Source organism: Methylocaldum marinum (assembly GCF_003584645.1).
Taxonomy (GTDB): domain Bacteria; phylum Pseudomonadota; class Gammaproteobacteria; order Methylococcales; family Methylococcaceae; genus Methylocaldum; species Methylocaldum marinum.
On the sequence record NZ_AP017928.1, the window covers coordinates 3,130,174 to 3,153,747 of the forward strand.

General features: G+C 57.6%; 24 protein-coding genes and 3 pseudogenes. 2 read left to right on the forward strand and 25 right to left on the reverse strand.

Annotation, left to right across the window (positions count from 1 at the left end; genetic code table 11):
* Positions 1 to 161: 161 nt before the first annotated feature.
* From sS8_RS13795 to sS8_RS13860, 14 genes and pseudogenes are all read right to left on the reverse strand, one after another.
* On the reverse strand, positions 162 to 3,338 hold the full coding sequence (locus tag sS8_RS13795) for an efflux RND transporter permease subunit (RefSeq protein ID WP_119630131.1): 3,177 nt from the start codon (positions 3,336 to 3,338) through the stop codon (positions 162 to 164).
* A 14-nt stretch (positions 3,339 to 3,352) separates the two neighbouring features.
* Complete coding sequence (locus tag sS8_RS13800; RefSeq protein ID WP_232020306.1) at positions 3,353 to 4,711, reverse strand: efflux RND transporter periplasmic adaptor subunit; 1,359 nt, start codon at positions 4,709 to 4,711, stop codon at positions 3,353 to 3,355.
* Positions 4,708 to 5,952 (reverse strand): TolC family protein, encoded by a 1,245-nt coding sequence (locus sS8_RS13805; RefSeq protein WP_119632787.1) that lies wholly within the window; start codon positions 5,950 to 5,952, stop codon positions 4,708 to 4,710. Before sS8_RS13805 ends, sS8_RS13800 begins: the two co-directional genes overlap by 4 nt.
* Positions 5,953 to 7,082: 1,130 nt before the next feature.
* Positions 7,083 to 7,721, reverse strand: coding sequence for a VOC family protein (locus tag sS8_RS13815; RefSeq protein WP_119632788.1), 639 nt, complete (start codon positions 7,719 to 7,721; stop codon positions 7,083 to 7,085).
* 431 nt (positions 7,722 to 8,152) lie between these two features.
* Positions 8,153 to 9,196, reverse strand: a complete 1,044-nt coding sequence (locus tag sS8_RS13820; RefSeq protein WP_119632595.1) for an IS5 family transposase — start codon at positions 9,194 to 9,196, stop codon at positions 8,153 to 8,155.
* Between the two features lie 97 nt (positions 9,197 to 9,293).
* On the reverse strand, positions 9,294 to 9,782 hold the full coding sequence (locus sS8_RS13825; protein WP_145986527.1) for a hypothetical protein: 489 nt from the start codon (positions 9,780 to 9,782) through the stop codon (positions 9,294 to 9,296).
* Positions 9,783 to 9,919: 137 nt separating this feature from the next.
* A complete protein-coding gene (locus sS8_RS13830; RefSeq protein WP_331852258.1) occupies positions 9,920 to 10,339 on the reverse strand; it encodes a transposase family protein in 420 nt (139 codons plus the stop codon).
* Positions 10,336 to 11,061, reverse strand: a pseudogene (locus tag sS8_RS30165) (IS1 family transposase). The gene sS8_RS13830 and the pseudogene sS8_RS30165 overlap by 4 nt, the downstream one beginning before the upstream one ends.
* A gap of 81 nt (positions 11,062 to 11,142) precedes the next feature.
* A complete protein-coding gene (locus sS8_RS13840) occupies positions 11,143 to 11,658 on the reverse strand; it encodes a helix-turn-helix domain-containing protein (protein ID WP_119630135.1) in 516 nt (171 codons plus the stop codon).
* A gap of 44 nt (positions 11,659 to 11,702) precedes the next feature.
* Positions 11,703 to 12,074 (reverse strand): hypothetical protein, encoded by a 372-nt coding sequence (locus sS8_RS27680; RefSeq protein WP_145986528.1) that lies wholly within the window; start codon positions 12,072 to 12,074, stop codon positions 11,703 to 11,705.
* A 322-nt stretch (positions 12,075 to 12,396) separates the two neighbouring features.
* Entirely contained in the window at positions 12,397 to 12,810 is a 414-nt protein-coding gene (locus sS8_RS13845; protein ID WP_119628793.1) for a transposase family protein, read from the reverse strand.
* Entirely contained in the window at positions 12,807 to 13,283 is a 477-nt protein-coding gene (locus tag sS8_RS13850) for a helix-turn-helix domain-containing protein (RefSeq protein ID WP_119630136.1), read from the reverse strand. The genes sS8_RS13845 and sS8_RS13850 overlap by 4 nt, the downstream gene beginning before the upstream one ends.
* 198 nt (positions 13,284 to 13,481) lie before the next feature.
* Positions 13,482 to 13,697, reverse strand: coding sequence for a hypothetical protein (locus tag sS8_RS13855; protein WP_179952367.1), 216 nt, complete (start codon positions 13,695 to 13,697; stop codon positions 13,482 to 13,484).
* An 83-nt stretch (positions 13,698 to 13,780) separates the two neighbouring features.
* Positions 13,781 to 14,347 carry a class I SAM-dependent methyltransferase gene (locus sS8_RS13860; protein WP_269461463.1) on the reverse strand — a complete coding sequence of 189 codons (567 nt, stop codon included), beginning with the start codon at positions 14,345 to 14,347 and terminating at the stop codon, positions 13,781 to 13,783.
* A gap of 168 nt (positions 14,348 to 14,515) precedes the next feature.
* Between sS8_RS13860 and sS8_RS29205 the strand changes: the two are divergent.
* A pseudogene (locus tag sS8_RS29205) lies at positions 14,516 to 14,740 on the forward strand (IS91 family transposase); the annotation flags it as partial.
* A gap of 102 nt (positions 14,741 to 14,842) precedes the next feature.
* A pseudogene (locus sS8_RS13870) lies at positions 14,843 to 15,064 on the forward strand (transposase); the annotation flags it as partial.
* Positions 15,065 to 15,338: 274 nt separating this feature from the next.
* Here the strand turns inward: sS8_RS13870 and sS8_RS13875 are convergent.
* From sS8_RS13875 to sS8_RS13930, 11 genes are all read right to left on the reverse strand, one after another.
* Positions 15,339 to 15,815, reverse strand: coding sequence for a hypothetical protein (locus sS8_RS13875; protein WP_145986529.1), 477 nt, complete (start codon positions 15,813 to 15,815; stop codon positions 15,339 to 15,341).
* Positions 15,816 to 15,977: 162 nt separating this feature from the next.
* A complete protein-coding gene (tnpC, locus tag sS8_RS13880; RefSeq protein WP_119627853.1) occupies positions 15,978 to 17,489 on the reverse strand; it encodes an IS66 family transposase in 1,512 nt (503 codons plus the stop codon).
* 58 nt (positions 17,490 to 17,547) lie between these two features.
* Positions 17,548 to 17,889 (reverse strand): IS66 family insertion sequence element accessory protein TnpB, encoded by a 342-nt coding sequence (gene tnpB / locus sS8_RS13885; RefSeq protein ID WP_119627852.1) that lies wholly within the window; start codon positions 17,887 to 17,889, stop codon positions 17,548 to 17,550.
* Positions 17,889 to 18,191, reverse strand: a complete 303-nt coding sequence (gene tnpA / locus sS8_RS13890; RefSeq protein WP_119627851.1) for an IS66 family insertion sequence element accessory protein TnpA — start codon at positions 18,189 to 18,191, stop codon at positions 17,889 to 17,891. The genes tnpB and tnpA overlap by 1 nt, the downstream gene beginning before the upstream one ends.
* Positions 18,192 to 18,299: 108 nt before the next feature.
* Positions 18,300 to 18,500: a hypothetical protein gene (locus tag sS8_RS13895; RefSeq protein ID WP_119630140.1), complete on the reverse strand. Its 201-nt coding sequence runs from the start codon at positions 18,498 to 18,500 to the stop codon at positions 18,300 to 18,302.
* Between the two features lie 276 nt (positions 18,501 to 18,776).
* A complete protein-coding gene (locus sS8_RS13905) occupies positions 18,777 to 18,911 on the reverse strand; it encodes a DUF1697 domain-containing protein (RefSeq protein WP_119630142.1) in 135 nt (44 codons plus the stop codon).
* Positions 18,912 to 19,214: 303 nt separating this feature from the next.
* Positions 19,215 to 19,850, reverse strand: coding sequence for a hypothetical protein (locus tag sS8_RS13910; RefSeq protein ID WP_145986530.1), 636 nt, complete (start codon positions 19,848 to 19,850; stop codon positions 19,215 to 19,217).
* A gap of 178 nt (positions 19,851 to 20,028) precedes the next feature.
* On the reverse strand, positions 20,029 to 20,787 hold the full coding sequence (map, locus tag sS8_RS13915) for a type I methionyl aminopeptidase (RefSeq protein ID WP_119630144.1): 759 nt from the start codon (positions 20,785 to 20,787) through the stop codon (positions 20,029 to 20,031).
* A gap of 94 nt (positions 20,788 to 20,881) precedes the next feature.
* The gene (locus sS8_RS13920; RefSeq protein ID WP_145986531.1) at positions 20,882 to 21,424 is read right to left on the reverse strand and encodes a hypothetical protein; all 543 of its coding nucleotides are present in this window, start codon (positions 21,422 to 21,424) and stop codon (positions 20,882 to 20,884) included.
* Entirely contained in the window at positions 21,408 to 21,821 is a 414-nt protein-coding gene (rnk, locus tag sS8_RS13925; protein ID WP_119632789.1) for a nucleoside diphosphate kinase regulator, read from the reverse strand. The genes sS8_RS13920 and rnk overlap by 17 nt, the downstream gene beginning before the upstream one ends.
* A gap of 108 nt (positions 21,822 to 21,929) precedes the next feature.
* Entirely contained in the window at positions 21,930 to 22,715 is a 786-nt protein-coding gene (locus sS8_RS13930) for an aminoglycoside adenylyltransferase family protein (RefSeq protein ID WP_119632790.1), read from the reverse strand.
* Positions 22,716 to 23,574: the final 859 nt, after the last annotated feature.

The following is a 23,574-nucleotide window of genomic DNA, read 5'->3' on the forward strand; positions in this document are numbered from 1 at the left end:
AAAGCGCTTTGGAATAACGGAACTCCCCGTCTCCCGCCGCCTGACACGCCCTATTGACCCGGCCCAAAATAACGTTCGCCCTGAGCTTGTCGAAGGGCACTCGGCTTGGGGCTTCGACAAGCTCAGCCCGAACGGAATCAATAGGGTATTTAAGGGCCGGATTAATAATATCCGCCGGACGTCTCCTTGACCTGGGAACGCCGACGGCCGTTTTTCAACGCCAGGGATTTAACCTCCTTGTGCCAGCGCCAGCTTACGTAAAGCGCCGGAACCACCAGCAGGGTGAGCAGCATCGCCGAGCCGATGCCGCCGATCATGGGGGCGGCCAAGCGCTTCATCACGTCCGCCCCGGTGCCGGTGGCGAACATGACGGGGGCGAGTCCCACGATATTGGCGAGCCCGGTCATGGTGACCGGCCGGATGCGTTCTATCGCCCCGTCGTGTACGGCTTCCACCAGGTCCGAAAGGGTGTTGAGGCGGCCTGCTTCCCGGCGCCGCTTCACGGCTTCGCCGAGATAGGCCAGCATCACCGCGCTGGTTTCGGCCGCGACGCCCGCCAAAGCGATGAGTCCTACCCAGACCGCGATGCTCCGGTTATAGCCGAGCAGCGCCATGAGCCAGATGCCGCCCACCAGGGCCAGCGGCACGCCCAGCATGACCATCAAGGTTTCGGGGACCGAGCGAAAGGCAAAGTAGTACAGGACGAAGATGATCGCGAGCGTCAGCGGCAGGAAAATCTTGAGGCGCTCCTTCACCCGCTCCATGAACTCGTATTGGCCCGACAAAGCCAGGACATAACCGGCCGGCAGTTCGATCTCTTGCAGGGACTGTTTCAATGCCTCCACGTAGCCGCCCACATCCCGTCCCGCCATGTCCACCAGGACGTATCCGGCCAGCATGCCGTCCTCGTCCCGGATCATGGCCGGGCCGGCGATCATGCGCAAGGCGGCCAGCTGCGCCAGCGGCACCTGGGCGCCGCTGGGCGTATCCACCAGGACCCGCCCCAGCTTGTCCGGATCGTCACGCAGCTCCCGCAGATAGCGGACGTTGATGGGATAGCGCTCGCGTCCCTCGATGGTGATGTCGATGTTCTCCCCGCCGATCGCCGATTCGATGTAGCGGTGCACGTCTTCCACGGTGAGCCCGAATCGGGCGATTTCCTCGCGCTTGACGGCGAAATCCAGAAAATACCCTCCGGAGACACGCTCCGCGTACACACTGCGGGTGCCGGGGACGTCTTTCGCCAGAATTTCGATGGCTTTGCCGATCTCCTCGATCTTCTTGAGATCGGGGCCGAAGATCTTGATCCCTACCGGCGTCCGAATCCCGGTGGCGAGCATGTCGTTGCGCGCCTTGATCGGCATGGTCCAGGCATTGGTGACCCCGGGGTATTGCAGCGCCCGGTCCATCTCCGCAAGCAGGGTTTCGTAGGTGACGCCCGGCCGCCACTGCCGTTTCGGTTTGAGCTCGACGGTGACCTCCATCATGCTGAACGGGGCGGGATCGGTGGATGTCTCGGCGCGTCCGGACTTGCCGAAAACCCGCGCCACTTCCGGGAAGGCCTTGAGCTTCCGGTCCATCTGCTGCAGCAGTCTGCCGGCCTCGGTCACCGAGATGCCGGGCAGCGTCGTCGGCATGTAAAGAATGGTGCCTTCGTCCAGGGGCGGCATGAATTCCGCACCCATGCGCAAGTAGGCGGGAACGATACTGGCGATCGCCACTGCGGAGACCAGTAGAAGCACCACGCGGTAACGCAGCGCCTGTCTCAGCACCGGTGCATAAAGACGCTGCAGCAGACGGTTCACGGGATGCCGCCGTTCCGGGATGATCCGCCCGCGGACGAACATCGGTAGCAGCGCCGGAATCAGCGTTACCGCCAGCACCGCACTGACGCCGATCGACAGGTTCTTGGTCCAGGCCAGCGGCTTGAACAACCGTCCCTCCTGGGCTTCCAGGATGAACACCGGCAGAAAGGCGACCGCGATCACCAACAGCGATGCGAAGATCGGCGGCCCCACTTCCTTGGCGGAATCGATCAGAATCTGGGTCCGATCGCCGACACAGCCGCCCCGCTCCCATTCCTCGAGGCGGCGATGGGCGTTGTCCACCATGACGATGGAGGCGTCCACCATGTCGCCGACCGCCACGATGATGCCGCCTATGGACATGACGTTCATGCCGACGCCGAGAAGGAAAACCGGTATGAACGCGATCAGCACGGCGATCGGCAGGGTGATGATGGGAATCAGGGCCGAACGGAAATGCAGCAGAAAGGCGACGATCAGCACGCTGACGACGATCATTTCTTCGCTCAGACTTTCGGTCGCCGTCGCCACCGATTTCCGGATCAGATCGCTGCGGTCGTAAACCGATACGATCTTCACGCCCTTGGGCAGCGACGGCTCGATGTCCTTCAGCTTGGCCTTGATCCGGGCGATGGTCGCCAAGGCATCCTGGCCGTAGCGCATGACCACGACGCCGCCCGCCACCTCGCCTTTCCCGTCGAGTTCCACCAGCCCGCGGCGCATATCCGGCCCCAATGTCACCGAGGCAATATTCCGCAGCAGGATAGGCGTGCCGGCGGGACTCACGCCCACCGCGATGTTTTCGATGTCGGCGGTGGACCGGATATATCCCCGGCCGCGGACCATGTATTCGGCGCCGGAAAATTCGACCACCCGGCCGCCCACGTCCAGGTTGCTCATGCGCACCTTGTTGACGATGTCGGACACCGACAGCCGATACCCCAGCAGTTTTGTCGGATCCAGGTTGATCTGATACTGGCGCACGAAACCGCCCACGCTGGCCACCTCGGCCACCCCTTCCACGCTGGCCAGCCAGTAGCGGAGATACCAGTCCTGGAAGGAGCGTAAGCTGGCGAGATCCTGCTGCCCCGTCTGATCGACCAGGGCATACTGGAACACCCATCCCACCGGGGTGGCGTCCGGACCGAGCTGGGGCGTCAGGCCCTGGGGCAGGCGTCCCGCCAGCTGGCTCATGTACTCCATGACGCGCGAACGGGCCCAATAAATGTCGGTGCCTTCCTTGAACAGCACGTACACATAGGAATAGCCGAAGTCCGAAAAGCCGCGCACCACCTCCACGTTAGGCGCCGAAATCAGGGAGGTCACGATGGGATAGGTGACCTGGTCTTCCACCAGGTCGGGCGAGCGTCCCGGCCACTGGGTATAGACGATGACCTGGGTGTCGGACAGATCCGGCAACGCGTCGATCGGAGTGTTGCGCATGCACCAGGAACCCGCCGCGGCCAGGCCGAACACCAGCAGCAGCACGATGAAGCGTTTCCTGGCACAAAATTCGATGAGATTTTCGACCATGCCGGTGTTCTGCCTCAGTCTTTGCTACCGTTCATGCCTCCCACGGCGGCTTCGAGCTGGCTCTCGGAGTCGATCAGAAAGTTCGCCGAAGTGACGATGTGGTCACCCGGATGCAGGCCCCGGGTGATCTCGATCCATTCCGCCCCCCTCACGCCCGTGGTCACGTTGCGCCACTCGAGCTTTCCGCCGCCGTGATGAATGAAGACGATTTTCCGCTCACCGGTTTCGAGCACCGCGTCCTTGGGAACCGCGAGCCGTTCTCCCAGGGGAATATTGAGTTCGACGCTGGCGTACATGTCCGGCTTGAGCTTTTCCTCCGGGTTGGCCAGCGTGAAGCGCACCTTGGCCGTGCGCGAGCGGGGATCGATGGTGGGATAGATGAAGTCGACGCGCGCCTGGAAATGCACAGCCGGGTCGTAGGACAGCGTCACGTCCGCGGTCTGTCCGACCTTGATCAAACCCAATTCGTATTCGTAAATATCGCCGAGGATCCAGATCGAGGACAGATCGGCAATGGTGTAAAGCGGGTCGCCGGGCTTCACATACATGCCGGCCACGGCCTTCCTTTCCATGACCGTGCCGCTGATCGGCGCATGTATGGGCAGGGTCTTGAGTACTTCGCCGGAGCGCTCGAGGTCCTCGATGTGGTCTTCCGTGATGTCCCAGAGCAGCAGGCGTCTGCGCGTCACCTCGAGCATCGACCGGGCATCTTCCGCTATTTCCGGAAACTCGCTGTTCCCGAGATCGCGTACGCTTTGCAATGCGAGCAGGTATTCCTGCTGACTGGCGACCAAATCCGGACTGTACAGCGTAAACAGCTCCTCGCCCTGCTTGACGCGATCTCCGGTAGCGCTCACGCGCAGCCGGTCGATCCAGCCTTCGATCTTGATGTTGACGTTGGCGAGCTTGCGCTCGTCGATCTCGACCCGGCCGACGGTGCGAATCATCCGCGACAGGGCGCGCTTTCCCGCAATCTCGAACTTGACCCCGATCTCCTGCAGCCGATCCGGGCTGATGGTTATGGTGGACGCCCCGTGTCCTGCGTGTCCTGCGTGTCCTGCGTGTCCTGCGTGTCCTGCGTGTCCTGCGTGTCCTGCGTGTCCTGCGTGTCCTGCGTGTCCTGCGTGTCCTGCGTGTCCTGCGTGTCCTGCGTGTCCTCCATGTCCGGCTGCCGTCTGGGCGGCGAGCGCGGCCCCCTCGATCGAAGCGGACTGCTCGTTTCCGCATCCTGCGAGCAAGATCGAAAGGGTCAAACCCCGCATCCACAGTCTTCCGGCCCGCCCATCCCACGGTATGTCGATCGTGCCGTCCCCGGAATTCGCCGCCAGGCGACCCGCTCCGTGGTCCAAGCTTGTTCCCGGCAACTCCGTCATGGCCTTTCTCCTATGATTTCCTCGATCCGTGCCAGTGCCTTTTCGTGTTCCGTCATTTCCCGATGCAGCTCGATTTCGTTTTCCTGCAAGGTCAAAAGGCTGTTGAGCAGGGTCAGGAAATCCACCTTCCCGACCGCATAGCTCGCCTGCGCCGAAGCCAGGGTCAGGCGCGCCTGGGGAATCAGGGCGTGTGCCAGCAGTTTGACCAATTCCTCCGCCCTCTCGGTGCGCGCGAGATTGTCCTGAACCCGGGCCGCAAGCGCTTGCTTGATCGCCCACCAGTCCTGCATCGCCGCCTGCTTGCCGGCTACCGCCTGTTTCACGCCGTAGCGCTGCTTGTCGGCGTAATAAAGCGGCACCTTGACGCTGAGCATCACCTGATAGCCGTCGCGATTCATGGTTTCGTTACGCCAGCCGAGTGCGCTCACTTCGAAATCCGGGAAATATTCGCGCTTGGCCAAGGCCAGCGTGTTTTCACTGCGTTCGATACTCTTCACCTGCGCGCGAAGCAAAGGCGCCGCGTGCTCGGCCAGAACCTGGATGTCTTCCGGTCCGTGTGCTAGCGGTGTAACCTCGATCTCCTGCGGTATGCCCAGGGGATGGGTAGGCGGATGCCTCAGTATCCGGTTGATTTCCGCCCGGAGCGACTTGCCCTGCTGTTCGAGTATGGCCAGGCGCTGCAACACTCGGGAGATCTCCGTCTGGGCGCGGAACACATCCTGCTGGGTCCCTTGTCCCACCATATAGCGGGCTTTCGCCGTTTTCTCGAAGTTTTGCAGCAGAATCAGGTTTTTCCGCACGATTTCGAGCGCCTTATGGACCAGGTGCAGGTCATAGAACGCCTCCTTGAGACGTGCCTGCACGTTCAACCGCACCGCCAGGTATTCCTGTTCGGTCCGATCGGCTTCGCTGGCCGCCACCTCGCCGCGCAGGCCGAGCTTGCCCGGAAAGGGGATTTCCTGGCTGACCCCGTACATCGCTTCCCGCTCGACCACCTCCCGATAGCCCAGATTGATCTTGGGATCGGGCAGGGTGCGGACTTGCGGGATCAACGCGCTTGCAGCCTCCAAACGCTGCCGTGCGGCCTGGATGTCCGGATTGTTTTCCAAGGCTTCCTGAACCAGGCTTTCCAGTTCCAGCCGCGGCTCCGCCGGGTCTCCGAAAGCCGCCGCGCTCCCAAGTGCGATCGCGAGGAGAATGCCGGGCAGGCATTTTCTTCCGCCCCGATTCGTCATGCGCATCTCTCCGGTGCGATTCCAGGTTCCAAGGCGCCGCGATACCGGCTTTTGCATGCCGATACCGGTTTTTCATCAATCCGGGCGCGATCAATGGATTGAACCCGCTCGCTTTCCGACGTTGAATCATCGCAGCCGGCCCGACGCCGAACCACGCCCGTAGCCCCAAAATACCCTGCAATCCGTGTTGAAATTAGCGCTGTGGCCAAGCCTTGCTTGCTCCCGTTGAGACCCGTGGAAAATCCTTATGGAAGCTCTGAATAAGTCCTCTCCCTCTGGAAGAAGGTTGGATGAGGGCCTGTTAGATCACTCAGTTGCACCGGTCGCTTCTCCGAATTGGAGACTTAATCAGAGCTTCCTTATCGTGCGAATCAGTACCGAGGCCGGTGGATATCTTCTTAACGCCGGCGCTTAGCGCGAAAAAGCAAACGTCGCGAGCGAGCAAGAGCCTCTTGCCCGTCCTATCAACACGATCCGATTGAAGCTTGACTCCCGGCTACCCAAGATCGGCAGCGCCGGGTAACCACCGAGTCGACATTCGCCATCCGTAGAGACCGTACATCGCGGCTTCGTTCCGGGCATACATCACGGGCTTCGTCGGACGGCGAATCCAATCCCGCATCGAAAACCTCGCTCGCGGAGGATTCGGTTCGGTCGGAAGCAATACGGCCAAGCTGCTCATTCTGCAGATTCCTAAGGCCGCGCCGGGTCAGGCGCAGAGCCGCACGGAAACCGTGTTGAGGGGAACAGCGCCCGAAAAAGGAATACCGTTCGGAGAGTGGGATAGCGGCGAGACGTGGGTGGGGCCGCAAAATTCGGGAAATTCTTGATGCTGGGTTTCTCGATCAATCCGGCGATGATTTCCGGCCTATCGCCAGGCCGATCCATCGAAGCCGAAACATTGACCGAATCCATAACCTCCATGATGCCTCCGTTCCGTGGAAGAATTTCGTTCGCTGTTTTGTGAAATTTTGGTGAAATTTACGTTTAATTTACCAACTTTGAGGCAGACAAAGTCAATAGGTTATTTCTCGATGATCTACGATTACCATCGATACGGACCGCTGCGGAAAGGGCACCGGGGGATTGTCTCGTTTCGTCGATCAGCAAGACTTCCGAATTCGTTGAACGAAGCGTCAGCGCAGCAGCCGCACACCCGTCGGTGTCCGAATGTGAGCAACGAGGTACGGCTCTTGGTCCGGTGGCAACCCAGAGACACGAAAATCGCCTTCGAAGCCAATCGCCTCGAGCAAGCACGTGATCTTGTCGGCTGCCGGATGAAATCCCTCGAGGCGCACGAGTGAACATCCGCTGTCCGGCAGTCTTGTGGTGGGATGTCCCCCGGAGATCCATTGAATGAGAGTCGGGGCAACCCCGTACAAAGGCAGGCTCCCGTCCGCCGGGATGCTAATCAGCCAGTTCATGTCGCCGCGGCTCATGGGCTGGACCTCACCCAGCGGCACCGGCGAAGCCGCTGTCGCTGCGTAGATGTCGTCGGTGCGGGCAATCCAGGTCGCCAGGCGCGTCGGCTGAGCCGGACTCGGCTCGTCGAGCCGAAACCAGCGCGGCCGATCCGGCTTTGGCGCGTTCGGATTTATCGCGATGACTTCGAGATAAAGCTTCTCTCCCAATTTCAGCACAGCGTTGTGGGTCGCCATGCGCGGATGCTCGCCCCCCGCTAGCGGACTCACCCCGAGCGCCTGCCGGACGTACGCCACGCCGGCGTCCAAGGACGGAGCCGTGATAGCCATGTGATCCATGCGTGAACGGGTCATGGAATGCCTCCAAAGCTTGAACATAGAAACAGCAGTTGACCTAAGAAATGGCGTAGAAACGCCGCATGAATTCCGGCCGTCGTCCCTTCTACCGATTTCACGGCTTGGGTGAACCCGCTACTTACCCGATGGCACGGCGGTGTCCCGCCGGCCCTGAAGCTCCAAAAGCCATTTTCATGGTCCGTTTCCACATTCTGGTCCGGGCTCGTCCAACAGTCGGTTCAGATCGGGCCTCGTGCCTCGCTCGATCTAACCTTTTTCGTTAGCCATTTTTAGGGCACCTCGAAAAACCCTGAATTTTGATGAAAACCCGGCTCTAATTTTTTGACCGGGCGGGCACACGAGCCGACTCCCTCACGCTCTTGTCGCCATTTCACTTTTCATTTTCCCCGAATCGCCCGCGTTGGGGGCCTTTCGGGCGAGGGTGGGCCTCAAAAGGCCACGACACCCGCCTGTTTCAGGTAAACCAGCCGCTTCAGGTTATAGCTGGCCGCCATCATCGTCATGGCAAAGTTCGCCCTCGCCTGGCCGATGGTGCGAATAAACTTGCCGCCCATTTGTGCGATGGCGGCGAAGGGATGCTCGACCCGTGCTCGGACCCGGGCGATGCGTTGATTACGTTGTTTCTGCCGTTCGGACAGCGGATGGTTGCGCTGGCCCTTGCGCTGGATGTGGTTGCGATAACCCGCTTCCTGGAGCTGGGCTTCCCGTTCCGCACTCGGATAGCCCTTGTCGGCATAGACGTCCCGGCTGGTGTTGCTAGTGTTCAACACCGCCTCAAAGTGCTGGCTGTCATGAGTAGCGGCGGTGCCGGTCTCGATCTTGCGGATAACCTTGTAGCGCTTGTCCACGTTGATGGAGAGCTTGTAGCCGTGGTGGCTCTTGCCGTGCTTCTTGGTCCAGGTGGCGTCCAGGTCTTTTTGCCGCCGCTTGGCCGGGCTCCAGTCCGCCGGCATCGCGCCTTCCTTCAGCATCTCCTTATCGTCCTTGCTGAAGTGCTGCTTTGGCGCAGGCACCAGGGTGGCGTCGATGATATGCCCCCCGCGGGCGATGTAGCCATGCTTGAGCAACTGCCGCTCGATGCCGTCGAACAGCGCCTGGGCGCCGACCTCGCCGATGCGGTTCTCGAAGGTCCACATCGTGGTGCGGTCCGGGATGCTGGCCGAGTCCATCAGCCCGCAGAAGCGCTGGTAACTCATCCGATCAAGCAACTGGTATTCCATCTGCTCGTCCGAGAGATTGTTGACCCGCTTGAGAAACAGGATGCGCACCATCGTTTCGGTGGGAAACGGCGGACGACCGCCTTGCGGGCTGACCGGTCGGGGCGCCGCCTGATCCACGTCCGCGGCAAGCGCCGCAAAGTCGATGTGGGTCTCGAAGGCCACCAGCGGATCGCCCATCCGGTCGATCTTCTGCTTGCGCAAATCGGCCGCAAACAGATCGGGTTTGATCGCGCTCTTCGGAGACTTTGGCATCTTCGGTTTGGTCATGTCTGGGACTCAACACACTGATTGGCTACAGGTCCTATTTTACCGGGCGCGCGCAGACCAAGGAGGTTTTTCGAGGTGCCCTTTAGGGCGTTGAAAAACACTGAATCGACTCGGCTTTTATTTTTCCATCGTTTGGTTTTCCAAGAAATGCAAACCCCATGCTCCATTGTTCAGCCTTGTTGGGAGAGTAAAAATAAAAGTGACAGAACTGGTATTCTTTTTCTGTTTTAACTTTTTGGCACTCGGATTTGACTTCAATATGTTTTGAGTACTGAAGTGCCTGCGCGAGAGTTTCAGCCATTTCTTGATTTACATGAAGCGGCCGTTTATTCGAAGAGCAGTATTCTTGGTTAGTTGTTATTTCAACTTCACCGTTCTTGCTTAGCTCCGTTGCAAACAAGCCTGACAACGTAGGCTGTTGCACAACGTCACCGTTCGCATTGCAAAGGTAAGGGGATGCCAAGAAGCATACAAAGACAGTTGCGAATATAAAGCTATGTTGGGAATTTCGCATATAGAGCCACCGTTCCTTTTCCATATAAGTTCTGAAAATGAGCAACGCCATCAACACGGACCTTGTCCTTTGTATTGCCATAGTTATATGCGTTTCCCTAATGGTATATCCCAACATGTTTCTTGGGGTGGGTGCCGATTGTCAACGCTCCGCCATCATTGTTAGAGTTGTTTCCGATGCTAAACAATTGTAAATCAACAGATTTTATAGTTCCAAAGCCCGGCGGAAAGTGAGAAAAAATAATCCACGAAGTGACCCAGATGATTTCTAATCCGATGCATCAAGCAGTGGAAGAACTTCATGCCGCCGATGGCATGCTCAACGATGACCCGCGTGGCGGCTTGTTTTCTGTTCTGTTTCTTCTGCTCAGGCGTCAATGTCGGATTAGGGTTTTTCTTGGATTTTCTGGGTTTCTTGTGGGGTAGATATATTTGGGTACTTTGATAATCTTTGTCCGCGCCCAGAAATCCTAAGTCAAGCCATAAATTGACCTTCTCGAACCACGCTGAACCCGGCGTGAAGACGTCTTTCATGAGTGTGTAGTCATGTACGCTGCCTGCCACAATGCAGCACAAAAACAATATCCTTCGATTAAAGTCGGGGTGGTGGGTCAATTTAGTTGAAAGCAGTGGCGATTAATGAAGAGGCCGATCACCCCATCGTGAAGCAACTCAGATTTTGAAAAGCAGATCGTTTTGCGAGTTAAGCGCTTGATGCGAGTGCGTAACAAAAGGTTTTTGTTTTCGATCTTTTGCGTATATTTCTTACCAATGACGTGCTGGTTTGCCGGAATGAACGCCGCATAGCTTGGCCAATCATCGGTGTAATAGGTTCGAATATTGAAAACGCGCAGATTGGCGATCAATTGTTCGCAAACGTCCTCTTTGCGCCGCCCAAACACAAATGACAAAATGCATCCGGTGGCGGCGTCGATGGCGTACCAGAGCCAACGTTGGTTCTTCTTGCGAGCCCCATAGCTCCACTGTTCGTCCGCCTGAACATCCATCGGCGAATCAAAGAGATGCCTGATTTCCACGGCGATTTCCCGAGAGCTAAGGATTCACCGTGACCACTTCGGTGGACTTTTTTTCAGTGTAGACATGACTGTGTTTTTCCCAATCCCGAGAACACGAGCGGTATCTCGAATACCACTGCCATTCATCGCCATGTCAACAATCTGTTCTTTGATACCGGACTCGTAGGCCCGGTAAATGTATTCGGTCTTGAAGGTGCGCCCACAGTGCTTGCAACGAAAGCGGGGGTAACCACTCTGTGTACCATAGCGCACCACATCGGAACTTTTACAGTATTTGCACGGAATCGTTTGATAGGCCATTGGTCCAGTCAATGCTTAAGCTAAGAAATAATTGTACATTGTAGTATATAAACTACTTAAACCCACCACCAAAGTCGGAGATTACGAGGGATTTGAGCGTATGTCTTTTTTTCCGCTGTAATGCTTTTCCTGTTCAGTTTCATCTTGGAGTCGAACGCAAGCGACCTCCACGCCATCGATCGCTATGTTCTTATATTGATCAATGAGTTGAGAGAATTCTTCTGGGGTTGTTAGCGTGCGCTCCGGCATGACGTTGAGGCTTGTCAACGCTCGCCCTAAAACCGGCAGCAACCGGTCGATGTGGGCATGGGCATGTCCGCCACTAAAACCGAAATGAAAGCCCAGAACGTCAAAAGTGGGATAGGTTTTCAGATAGTACAAAACGAAAAAAAGCTTTTTCTCGTAAGAATCAAGATAACCTTTAGGGCCGCCCTGTTTGACGTGTTTTATCTCGCCCTTTTCGACACGCTCTCGATCGATGGCTTGAGCGGCCGACTCGAATACTTTGACGAGGGCTGTGAACTTCGCCTTGGGCATTCCAATCAACGATGCCACGATGCGGTCATCGGTTATTTGACTAAATTTGTCGTAGATCACTGAAGGTTTTTATATTCGGATTTGTTTGAGAAACAAGTGGGCTATCAATACCATGCATTATCATCAGGTACAACTCTGTTAATTTGCGATTTTAGGACGGCGAATATTAGGCAACAATCCAGATCTTTTGGCTTGTCTACCCAGTAGCCTCGCTCTGGGCAGTTGTTAAATAAATCATTCACTCTTATCGTTCGACCTGAATCGGTATCATTTCTTGTTTCATATTTCATGCTATCGCATAGCAGGCCTATTCTAAAACCGAGTACGTGGCTAACGAAATGTGCACAATGATTGTGTTCGTCGCCGGTTTTCCCAAAAATACCGCATATATCCTCAATCTTCTTGCCTACGTACCCATCAAGAAATTCCTTGGAAATGTCTTTAGGAAAATCTTTCGTGCCTAAGTTTACGGTCATGTTCATATTCCTATAACGGCAAATATATGACTAATGCAAAGGTAAGGAAAACTCCGCGGAAGGACGCCGAGCGAAGCCATCGAACCCGATTCAAAAACCAACCTGTAAATCCGCCAAAGGGCGGCGCGTCCCGTTTGACCGACGTATTGGACGCGCCCCCAAACACGATGGAGAAAAGCGCCCCCTATTTCCATTTATTCCTCTCCGAATAGTTTTTTCGGGCGGTAAAGTGGGTTTTCGACGGCTTGGACGAGGCTTTTTTATCCATTAGACATTATCGGAAACCACCTTTCATAACCGGAACAGAGGAAAAGGCCGGCTATCAATAACTCTGGTTTCGGCAGTAGCTCCTGTAATTGTGCAGGCCGCAGGCCAATTCAATGACGACATCGTCGTAGCCTTCCTTGGTGTTCCTGAACACGTCTTTGACGACGCGGCACCGCTTGATTCCCGAGATGATGTGTTCGATGATCACGCGGATGCTTGAGTGGAGCCGGTTGGCCTCCTGGTCGTCGGCCGAAAGCCGGCCGTTGCGCGGCCTCTTCTTCGGCTGGTGGACTGTGACATTCGCCAGTTCGTGTCCCTGGAAGCCGCTGTCGCGATACAGCTCGACGCCGTCGGGGAACCGGGTCCCTTCTTCGTCGCAGATCTTCTTGTCGTGCTTCTTGCCCTCATGGGTCGAACCCAAGTACTTGACCTGCCTGTCCTCCAGGCCGCCGACAAGGTTGTTCTTCACAGTGTGGCATTTTTTTTACCGCTGTAGTGGATGCGTTGCCCCAGGTCGTTGACGGGGCGGTTGATGCGCCTTTCCGTCCCGTCTATGCCCAAGTCCTGCCGCGCCTCCTGCTCCAGCCTGGACAGCATCTCCTCGGTGAGCCGGGCGGGCTTGTGCCCGCGGGCCTCAAGTGTCTTGTTGAGCACCCTGCTCAACAGGTGGATCGTGAAGTTGGCCTGGGGTTGGCTCATGCCGAACAGATGCGCGATGACCTCTTGCAGAGGGTAGGTCTTCAGATAGAACAGGATGAACAGCAGCCGGTCGGCCATGCTCGCGATAATCGGCGGACGCCCTCCTTTAGTCAGATTCCTGCCGGTTTCTTCGGCCCATGTCGCCGCAAAAGAAACCAAGAGTTCCTCAAACTCGGAGGCCTTCAGACTGGTCATGGCCATCAATGTCTTCGGCTTTTGCTTCACGTCTTCGTAGGAAAGCATACTCTTGCCCTTAGTTCTCTTAGTTCTCTTCGTTATTCAATGACAGACTGTCATGCTAGTTTCCGATAATGTCTATTATGGGGTTTTGCCATTCCCGCAATCCGCTTTCGGGCGGATTCCGGGTGCACCCGGCCTCAAGCGGGCACGGCCTGCGCCGCCACCGGGGCAAAGGTCAACAGGTTCAGCAACCGTGTCAAATTATAGGCCGCGAAGCACGACATCGCCTGCCCGGACGCCCTGGCCAAGCCTTTGTGGCGGGTCTTGCGCAAGGCCCACCGTCTTGAGCCAGCCGAAGGCTTCCTCGATTCTTTTGCGGCACTTGAGACTGATGGCGTAGCCTTTGCCCCGCGCCGTGCGGCCATCGACGGCCGTGCACTTGACCTTGCGGACGATAGGGGCGAATTCCTCGCTCACTCAGATGGGCGACGAAATCGGGCTGGTCGTAGCCCTTGTCAATTTCTGTAGAAGCCCAGCGCTACCGCCCACGCACCGCGTTTCTAAAGCGGTCGCGTGCAGCATTTGTTCGGCCCCGAAATTTCTCTCATTTTGCGCTGGCCGTACTGAGCAAGCCACACAGTGTGACGCCCGCACTTTGGATCTTCCACCACATGGTTCAAGACCTTGAACCCGTATGACTCAAGAAGCATCCGGTACTCTCCAGGGGACAAACTCGCGTGATACAGCGATTCACCCTGAAATGAGCCAATTGCTTCGCCGTGCCCAGTACCGGTTGTGAACAGCAATAGAGCACCAGAGGAGGCATGCTTGCGGAAGATGGCAAACATGGCCCTCTGGTCGTCATGCGAGAGGTGAAAGAAGCTATCCCAAGCGATCAACCCGTCAAAGCTTCGGTTGATCGATAGCGTACGCATATCAGCTACGATCCATTCCGCCTTCGGAAAGCGGCTCCGGCATTTTGCGATGAGCGTTGGCGAAGTATCGACGCCGACAACAGCGAACCCGCGCTCAAGGAGATGGCGGGCGATGGGTTGACCGGAGCCACATCCTAGGTCCAGCACCGAGCCACCTAAGGGGGGAGCAGGGAGACCAAGCGCTCCATCCACTCCTTCTCAAGGATCAGATCGGCAATCCGATGCTGATCCCAAGCTTCCGCATGTCGCTCGTACAGCCCGATGATCTCATCAGCCCCTGAAAACATTGCGTTTCCTTTCCCCCGCAGAAGACCGAGGCTCAGCCACGGTCGAATACCGTCGGCCATAGCGACCTGCTGGGCCGCTCTCGATGCCCAACGGCGGCTGTGGCGCACCAAGTCCAGGCGAACTCAGGGTGTGAGCGGCGCCTACCTCTTCAACCACACGGCGCTCGCCAAGGTGTTCCGGGCCAAGCCGCTCAAGGCCTTGGTTCAGGCCGGATTGACGCTGCCAAGGTGCCATCCCGACCAGTGGGTGCTGGACTGCACGCGCGTCGGCGGCGAGAAGGCACTGGTCTATCTCGGCCATTACTGTGCGTAAAGAAAGTAAAGCCCTATTCGAATCGCCCTCACCCCATCCCTCTCCCAAAGGGCGAGGGGGCTCCTGTGGCTTTACTTTCTTGACTATGAGTATCTCTATCGCGGCGTGCTCCAGGAAAAGGACTTCCTCGCCTGCGGCAACGGCCAGGTCACCTTCCACTATCGCAACAGCAAAGCCGGCCGCATCGAAACCCGCACGCTCCCCGGCGCTACCTTCCTGTGGCTGCTGCTCCAGCATGCCCTCCCCAAAGGCTTCCCGCGCACCCGCAACTTTGGCTTCCCGCACTCCAATCGCAAGCCGCTGATCCAGTAGCTGCACCGGCTCCTCAAGTCAGCTCCGAACCCGACCCGGGCGGCGGTCAAAATATAGCCCTTGCCCCCGAATCAAGCGCAAAACGGCGAAAAGTCCGGCGTTTCACGTCCTTACCGCCGCCATGGCGCGCGATCCATCCCGCCGGTTCACTTCGGACCTCTCGTGGTAACGTCGTGAGCCCGCAGGCGCCAAAAAGCTCAACTTCACCCGAAACCGGGCTTATCCAACAATCGGTTCAGATTGTGCTTCGCTTCGCTCTCAAGATCCATCCTTATTCGTTTTTGCGTTGCACCGGCGTAAGGTTATAGAAGGTGCCACCTTGGCCATCCTCAGTAAACGACACAAGGAACGGATAGGGTTTACCACAGCCGGTTACCATCCATCCTTCTTTTCCCCAAATGTGTCCTTTGGTTCCATTGCTCGGTTCGTAATGGAGCACTTTGCTGTCTATGTGCTCAATATAGTGGCAACCCTTACCCTTGATGATCATGCGGATCATGTTTGTCGTATCTGCTCGAAGCGCGGGATCTGCATGCGTCTGCCCGGAATAGGAGATATTGGAGGATTCAGCGATACGGTCTGATGCCGGCAAAGTCTGGCATCCGCTCAAGGCAAAGACTGAGATGGCAGTTAATGTGCGTAAAGAAAGTAAAGCCCTATTCGAATCGCCCTCACCCCATCCCTCTCCCAAAGGGAGAGGGGGCTCCTGTGGCTTTACTTTCTTGACTATGAGTAACGTTACTTTCACGCGATTTCTCCCTTTAACGCTAACGAGGTTGTAGAAAAAACCTTCTTTCATCCCTTGTGTGCCCCCACACCGAATTTTTCAGCGAGGCGGACAGGAGATGAGTAAGCGTCCGCTGGAGGACAGTCTTTTCCTGATGCCGCCGAACAGTTAACCGTCAGGACCTTATACGTTGGCTGGTTTCCAGTTGTGGGGTAGCAGGCTGTCGATCTCCCTCTGCTTGGTGGTGGGTAAACGGGTCAGGACGTCTTTCAGGTAGGCCTCTGGGTTGAGGTCGAGTTCCTTGCAGGTTTGGATGAGGCTGAACACCGTGGCGGCGACCTGGCCGCCCTTGGGCGAGCCGAGGAACAGCCAGTTCTTGCGGCCGATGGTGAGGGGGCGGATCGCCCGCTCACTGCGGTTGTTGTCGATCTCCAGGCGACCGTCTTCGGTATAGCGCTCCAGCGCCGGCCAGTTCTTGAGGGCATAGCCGATGGCCTGGGCAGTGGGGGTCTTGGGCGCCAGCTGGCGCAGCCGGTCTTCGAGCCAGGCCTTGAACTCGGCCAGGATCGGCCGCGCCTGTTCCTGCCGTAGCTTTCGGGTGCCTTCGGCGTCGAGTTGCTGTTCCTTGGCCTCCCGTTCGATGGCGTAGAGCCGGCCGATGTACTCCAAGGCCTCATGGGCGCTGATGCGCTTGCCGTTCTCGGTCTGTCGGGCAATCTCGAAGAACTTGCGGCGCGCATGCGCCCAGCACGCCACTTCCAGGACCTTGCCTGCGGCGAAGATCTGGTCGTAACCGGCATAGGCGTCCGCCTGCAGGTAGCCGCTGTAGCCTTCCAGTTTGGCCTTGGGATGCTTGCCCGCCCGGGTTTCGGTGTGGTCATAGACGACGATGGGCGGCGAGTGGCCGGCGTATACCCAAAACCGGGTTTCCCGCGTCTTGCCGCGGTCCTGCACCGCCACAGTGGTGTCGTCCGAGAAGATCACCGGCTGTTGCTTGAGCAACGCCAGCATCCGCTCGACCAAGGGCTGCAGCTGCCAGCCGCTCTGGATGACCCAGTCGCACAACGTGGTGCGGGCAATGGGGACACCCTGGTGGGCAAAGATTTGCTCGATGCGGTACAGCGGCAGGTGATAGCCGTATTTGGCCATCAGCAGATGTGCCAGAAGACCCGGCAGAGGGATGCCCTGCTCGATGATTTGCGGCGGGGCCGGTACCGTGGTCAACTGCCCTTGGCACTTCGCGCAGGCGCACTTTTCCCGCCGCGTTTCCACGACCTTCAGTTGCGCCGGGACGTAATCCAAGCGTTCGGAGCTTTCGTAGCCGATCACCGGCCGTTCCTCACCGCAGGCAGGACACTGCCGGTCTTGTGCCGACAACGGCAATACCACGATCTCTCGCGGCAGATGCGCCGGCAGTGCGGTGCGCTTCGGTTGATTCTTGGCGGGCGATTGCACCACCACCGTCTTGAACGCCACCGGACTGGCGACGGGGGCGTCCTCGGGCACCTCATCCCACAGCGGCAGTTGGTCGATGTCGGGGAGGGTCGCCAGTCGCTCGGAACGGGCGCCGAACAGCAGCTTCTTCAGCTGCGCCAGGTCGAATTCCAGCCGTTCGATGCGCGCCTCGCGCTGGGCCAGGGTGGCCTTTAGAGTACGATTTTCTTCGGCGAGAGCGGCGGCATTCATGGCTGCCATTATACCCGGTGGACCACCCGAAAGCCCAGCTCTGATGCGGGTTTCAGGCACTTTCGACTCAGCCGACCCGACCCGCGCGAACCGCGCGGAAACGGGCCACCGTCAGGTCCACGCCTTCCAGCAACAGCAGCAGGTCCGAGCGCGAAATCGTCCCCTGAACCGGCTTGCGGAAGCGGCCTTTCTCCAGCCGCTTGTAGGCCAGCCAGAAACCGTGACGATCCCACCACAACAGCTTCACCTTGTCCCGGCCCCGGTTGAAAAACACGAACACCGCACCCGATAACGGCGAATGCCCCAGACTGCTCTCCACCGCCAGCGCCAAACCATCGATGGACTTGCGCAAATCGACCGGCTCGGCCACCACATACACCGCCGCCGCACTCAGAATCGTCGCCAGCATCACGAGACCAATGCGGCCACCACCTGCTTCAACAACCCGGCATCGAACCCCGGTTTCACCTCGATGCGAACCCCGCCCACCGACAACCACAGACCACCGACTGCTGTCTCACCGCCATCTACCCGCATCAACGTCAGTGGCGCCACCACCGCTGGCTGCGCTACGCGTCGACGCCAGTAGATGAACGCCGCATAGCTGACCGCCTCGCGCGCACACCAAGCGCGCACCGACAACCCACTCCCTGCCTGTTGCTCCAGCAGGACCCGCCAATGCATCTCTCGTTCTTGTTTCGTCATCGCCATCTCCTCCTCTTCGGGAATATGGCGATACTGTGACTCAGGCGCTAATCGGTGGGAATTATGCGGACAGCCGGACGCTTACGGAGATGAGGAGGCCGGGTTGGAACAGGTTCATTCAATCTTAGGTTTTGCCGTTTTGTGGTAAAGCGGGTCCGGCTTGGCTTTGTGCTGTTCCCGCCCCGCATAGCGCTTATCGCGCTGGCGGCAGCCGTTATCCGGAATGTACGCATCGATGTCTTCGGCCGTCAGAACCTTGAGCCCGTCTTCAACGTGGTAGCCGGCATCGGCGCCGAGGGCGGTTTGATCGTGCATCCGCGATTTTACGGCCTTGCCCAGCCGGGCTCGGAAGGCCCCGATGGCTTGCGGTCCCTGTGAAAACCGGGACGGGCAAGCGGCCTTTTGCGGGCAGCACCCCAAGCAGGCCGATGCGGCGCGACGTAAGCGCTGCAGACCGAGCAGCCGGCAATAGCCGAAAGGAGCGCATCGAGGTCACCGGCGGTGATGGAGCGCAGCGGAATTGCCGTCGGGTGCAGCGCCTCGTTGGGCGTCATTCGTCTTGTTCCTCGAACATGGACATGATCGTGCCGGCTATCTTCTAGTGGAAGCGCTGCAAAAAACCACGTTGCCGCTTTGGATATGGGTCCTGGCGTCAGCACATCCGAGACCTTCAAGTACTTCGGCCAGTTCGTTCATTGGAAGCGAATTCCCACCACCGACGTTGATTCCCCTTTATCAGAGCCGCGTGGCCGGTCGCTCTACATTCTCCGCGCAGACTTCCCACCTCGACATGAAGGACCTTATCAGGCCCTCGGTGAGTTCCGACGGCGGTCATTACGCGCGTGTGTCTTCGCACGTCGCTTGGATGGACTTGTTGGGCGGAACTGTCGTATATCGCCCGTGCCTTGCGCGAATGCATCATTCTTTCCAAGACGCGCGAGCGACCCGCTCTGTGCCTTTGCGCCAGACATGAAGTCAAACTGCAAAAGTTGAACCGCTCTGGAACAGCGCGTCGGGAATCGCAAGGGTTCAGACCAACTCAACGATGCACGCCACGCCTGTGCAGCCGCATTCGTCGCCCGCCTGTTGGATACTCGTGAACTGACGACCCCAAGAGTAGACGACGCCGTTATTCATGTAGACCCAGTGTGCCAACCCGTTGTAGCTCGCCATTTTTGGATCGCGAATGCCAATGATCTGCTCGTTCGCCGTCGAAGACGTGAGCAAGTTTCCACCGACTGGATCGGTTACGACTTTTGCGCCCGGAAACCCCGCCACTTTCTGCAAATAGGCCACCACGGCGTGAGGCGGCAAAGCCAGGGAAAGGTCCGGGCGCATCTTGGCTTTGAATTTCCCCCCTTCCTTAGCTGCCTCGGCATCGATCTTTTGGATGTAGCCGGCGATCGTGAATCCGGCCCACTTTCCGCCGAAGGATCGCGTAAACGCCTCGATGTCGGACAGCAGCTTCGCATTGCCTTCAGCCTGAAGCATCTTGAGAAAGGTCTTGATTTCGGCTGCGACGCGAGTATCAACCTTGGCAGCCGACGTTAAGTCGGCGCGCTTTCTCGGGTTATGCTCGTAGAGGGCGTAGAGCGAACTGTTGAAGCCGCAGACGCCCCATCTGTTATTGAGAGTGCCCATAGCGTTAATCTGTTCTTTTGGCATCGGCATTCCTCAGGAAAATAGAGACATCAAGAAATATGAAGCGTTACAGAATCGTTACAAGAGTAAATCGTCCACGGATTACGGACGAATACCGCGGTCTGACCCTGATATCCGCTTGTGGGCCCAGCGCCCGGCATAACCGGCAAGGGTGAAACGAGCGTCCGAGCCGATGCTGTTGTTAGCCGTGGACTTCAGAAAGTGTAGCAATAATTGGGGAACCCCTCGTCAGAATAACGGTGTGCTCGTATTGTGCGGAAAGGTTCGCGGGATGGCCAACAAGCGTCCATCCATCTTCCGCTTCGGTTACATAAGTGCTTTTTGTTGAAAGAAACGGCTCTATAGCAATTACTTGACCGAGTTGTAGTCGGCGTGTATCGAGACGATCAAAGTAGCTGACGATACCCTCAGGTTCTTCGTGTAGACTCCGCCCGATGCCATGGCCGGCAAGATTCGTGATTACCTTGAACCCATGTGACTTCGCAGTACGCTGAATGGCTTTTCCGATCCGGTTGATTGGAGCGCCCGCTCGGGCTTCGGCTAGCGCGTGCTGCAAGGCCAATTGAGTGGCATGACACAACCGCGCCCCGACTCTTGCGATAGGTGGAACAACGATTGTGCCGCCAGTATCAGCAAAGTAGCCGTCCAACTCGGCGGAAACATCGACATTTACAATGTCCCCTGCCTGGATAATTCTGTGACCCGGAATACCATGCGCAGCCTCTTCATTTATGCTGATGCAGGTTGCGCCCGGAAAGTTGTATGTGACTCTGGGTGCTGACTTAGCGCCAAAGCGATCCAGCAAATCACCTCCCAACTTATCCAGTTCAGCTGTCGTCATTCCCGGCTCAACTGCATTCAGCATGGCGTCACGCACGCGGGCGACAACCCGTCCGGCATTCAGAATCCCATCAACATCGTGCTGGCTTTCTACGGTCATATGTTTACCTTAAACTTTGCCGATTGACGGCTAACGCCGCCAATAAGCCGCGCGAACGAAGCGCAGCGAAGTGAGCGTCGGATTGATGGGCTGGTTATGCAATTCTCTGCGCATTCGCAATACACCCGACCAAATTCAATGCCGACAAGACCGGATACTTGGAGTTCTCGTTGGTACTCATAAGCACTCCATTTTCTTGCAGCAGTGCGATGACGTAAGCAAGCAACCACGGTTCTTTCTGGAAGCCAACATATTGCTTGATTGACTCCGCCGCTAATGCTGGTGCCATTCCTTCTGCGAACTTCACCCAGGCCGCCAACCGCTGAAATTCGCGCTCTTGTTCCTCGTCCGTTATTGTCTTGATCCTTTCACCGGATTCTCTAAGCGCGAGGTGCGCCACCATGAGAGCTTTCAGCACTACCTCTACATGCGCCGGCGATACAGCCATTTTTGTCAATACCAATACTGACGCGAGAAGGTTCGGTTGTTCACGAAATATCTCATCGCACATTACCTCTTTGTCTTTGTGATCCATTTCCCGGATCAGATGAATGACATACGTCAACTTTTTTTCTGTGATTCTGGCCATAGCGGCGATTTCATGGCGATCAATGAGACGCTCACCGGTGGTACTCACCAGAACGTTCAGGTTGATAGGTGACTTCTTTGATGCGTACTCGCAACACCCCACCACCTGGCTTGGGCCATTCAATTTCGTCCCCTTGAGAAAGCCCGAGCAGAGCACTACCAACCGGCGCAAGAATGGAAACTTTCTCGCCGGAAGCGTCCACATCCTTGGGATATACGAGCGTTAGACAAAACTCTTCGAGCGAGGATTCGACCTCAAACCTCACTGTGGAATTCATCGTTACCACCGTGGGAGGGATATCTTTCGGCTCTACTACTTCCGCGCGGGCCAATTCCGATTCAAGATCGTCCTTGCCAGGAGAGAACTTACGCGGCAATGACTCAATAAGCTTTTCCAGCCGCTCCGCGTCTACCGACGAGATTATCACCTTCGGTTTCGTCTGCATCTTTGTCATCCCAAGTTTCTGTTCATAATGCGAATGTAAATGAAATGCCTAACCTTATTGGTTAGGCACTTGCTCATATGCACATGCTGAACCCACCACAGCCGGGCTCTACCGCTGTGCGGCCAAAGACGACTGTACTGCGTGCTTCAACGTTCTGACGAGCGCCGCAACGTCGGCCTCTTTCCCCGTCCAGCTGTCCGCGCATTCTACGACGTAGCCTCTTCTTGCGAGTTCGAGGAGGGACGCCTCCCCGCCATGCAACCGGGGAACCGCCCACTCCGCCGCAACGTCTTTAGGCGAGATTTCACCCTCCACCGCTGTGTACCACATCCGGGCGAGAGTCAATAGTACATTGCGCACGTCATCCGATACACCACTGAGCAAGCCGGGCAGAGAGTCTTGCATTGCCCTGCAGATATCGGCCATCGGCACTCGATCCAGTATGGCCGAGGCCTCGGGACCCACAAGTCGGACGCTGCTATCCCGGACCTTCTTTAGAACGATGGCGAGATCCGGATCCGCGCCCGGGGCGGGAACCCGCCGGTTCTCAAAATCATCCCTAAGCCATTCGCCACACACCAACTGGTGCTTTGGCGGATAGCGCCACGGGACGATGTCTAAAAGACAAAGGACCGTAAGCTCAAGAGGCCGCCGACCCTCGTCATTTCCGACCCGCCCCGACACTCGCATTAGCTCTTCAACGAGCATATGACGAGTCGCCTCCGAAAGACGGCGATCAACGATTGCTAGGACATCGACATCACTTTTGGGTCGAAGCCCGCCCACAACCGCCGAACCAAACAAATAGATCGCCACGACAGAGCGGCCGAGAGCACCCTGAACAACGCCCAGCGCGTCGCTCGCTTCTCTAGGGATGTTCAGCTTGCTTGTCATGTGGATGGGTGCGCTCATGCCTATCAGTTCGCGGTAACCCGCTCTTCCCCATGGCTTCCATTGATAGGAGAGAGCCGGCCCCGGAAATTTGGACACCCTCTTAAGTGAAGTTTCTGTTCTAATCACCGCCCTTCGAAGGGCCGAACTGACGGGCAGGAAGTCCTGCTCGTAGATGGCGCCCAACAGCTTGGCGCAGGCGAGCTGCACCCACTGGTCTTCCAGAGCGGGGATCCCCAGCGGGCGTTCGCCGCCGTTTTCCTTGGGGATGTAGCAGCGTCGGACCCGTTTGGCCCGGTAGCGTTTTGTCTTCAGTCGCTCCGCCAGTGACTCGATGCTGGCGGTGAGGTCCTGCTCGTACGCCTGTCCCGTTACATCGTCCACGCCACTGGCCGCTCGCTTGTTCAGGTCGCGCCCGCAGCGGTGGAGTAACGGGCCATCCAGGCACCGGTAGAGGTCCCGAAAACGGTGGTCTTTGCAGCGCTGCGCCCGCCGTGCTATTCCCCGCAGTGAGGTTTGCTCGTGTTGTTCCAGTCCGACTGTGTCCGGCATGAGTTTCCTTTGCGGGCTACGTACTTCCGTCAGGTCCTTTCCCATGTACACGGCTTTCCCGTGCTCAGAGTACTCTGCCTGATAAGACACCCCAGGGGCTCCTAGCCGCCTCGCAGCGACCCACCTGGCATGGCCCGTTTCTTCCCCTCGTTTAGGCTTCGGTCTAACCCTGTTTCCGGGTTTCCCCTTCGTGCCTCAACAGCCGCATGCCTTGCGAGCGGACAGACCACCCCCAGGAGCCTCTCCGGGGCTTTCCGAGTTCTACGACGTATCTCTTCCTGCATGCCACGGCCTGAGGACTCCGCCGGAT

Bases quoted from the DNA above. Each gene is read 5' to 3' on its own strand.
- sS8_RS13820 (WP_119632595.1), bottom strand. From the start codon at position 9,196: ATGCCAAAGTCTCCGAAGAGCGCGATCAAACCCGATCTGTTTGCGGCC.
- sS8_RS13795 (WP_119630131.1), bottom strand. From the start codon at position 3,338: ATGGTCGAAAATCTCATCGAATTTTGTGCCAGGAAACGCTTCATCGTG.
- tnpB (WP_119627852.1), bottom strand. From the start codon at position 17,889: ATGCTGGCGACGATTCTGAGTGCGGCGGCGGTGTATGTGGTGGCCGAG.
- sS8_RS13930 (WP_119632790.1), bottom strand. From the start codon at position 22,715: ATGACAAGCAAGCTGAACATCCCTAGAGAAGCGAGCGACGCGCTGGGC.
- sS8_RS13800 (WP_232020306.1), bottom strand. From the start codon at position 4,711: ATGACGGAGTTGCCGGGAACAAGCTTGGACCACGGAGCGGGTCGCCTG.
- sS8_RS13815 (WP_119632788.1), bottom strand. From the start codon at position 7,721: ATGACCCGTTCACGCATGGATCACATGGCTATCACGGCTCCGTCCTTG.
- sS8_RS13910 (WP_145986530.1), bottom strand. From the start codon at position 19,850: ATGCCAAAAGAACAGATTAACGCTATGGGCACTCTCAATAACAGATGG.
- sS8_RS13805 (WP_119632787.1), bottom strand. From the start codon at position 5,952: ATGCGCATGACGAATCGGGGCGGAAGAAAATGCCTGCCCGGCATTCTC.
- sS8_RS27680 (WP_145986528.1), bottom strand. From the start codon at position 12,074: ATGACCGTAAACTTAGGCACGAAAGATTTTCCTAAAGACATTTCCAAG.
- tnpC (WP_119627853.1), bottom strand. From the start codon at position 17,489: ATGGCAGCCATGAATGCCGCCGCTCTCGCCGAAGAAAATCGTACTCTA.
- tnpA (WP_119627851.1), bottom strand. From the start codon at position 18,191: ATGGCGATGACGAAACAAGAACGAGAGATGCATTGGCGGGTCCTGCTG.
- sS8_RS13895 (WP_119630140.1), bottom strand. From the start codon at position 18,500: ATGCACGATCAAACCGCCCTCGGCGCCGATGCCGGCTACCACGTTGAA.
- sS8_RS13850 (WP_119630136.1), bottom strand. From the start codon at position 13,283: ATGCTTTCCTACGAAGACGTGAAGCAAAAGCCGAAGACATTGATGGCC.
- rnk (WP_119632789.1), bottom strand. From the start codon at position 21,821: ATGCAGACGAAACCGAAGGTGATAATCTCGTCGGTAGACGCGGAGCGG.
- map (WP_119630144.1), bottom strand. From the start codon at position 20,787: ATGACCGTAGAAAGCCAGCACGATGTTGATGGGATTCTGAATGCCGGA.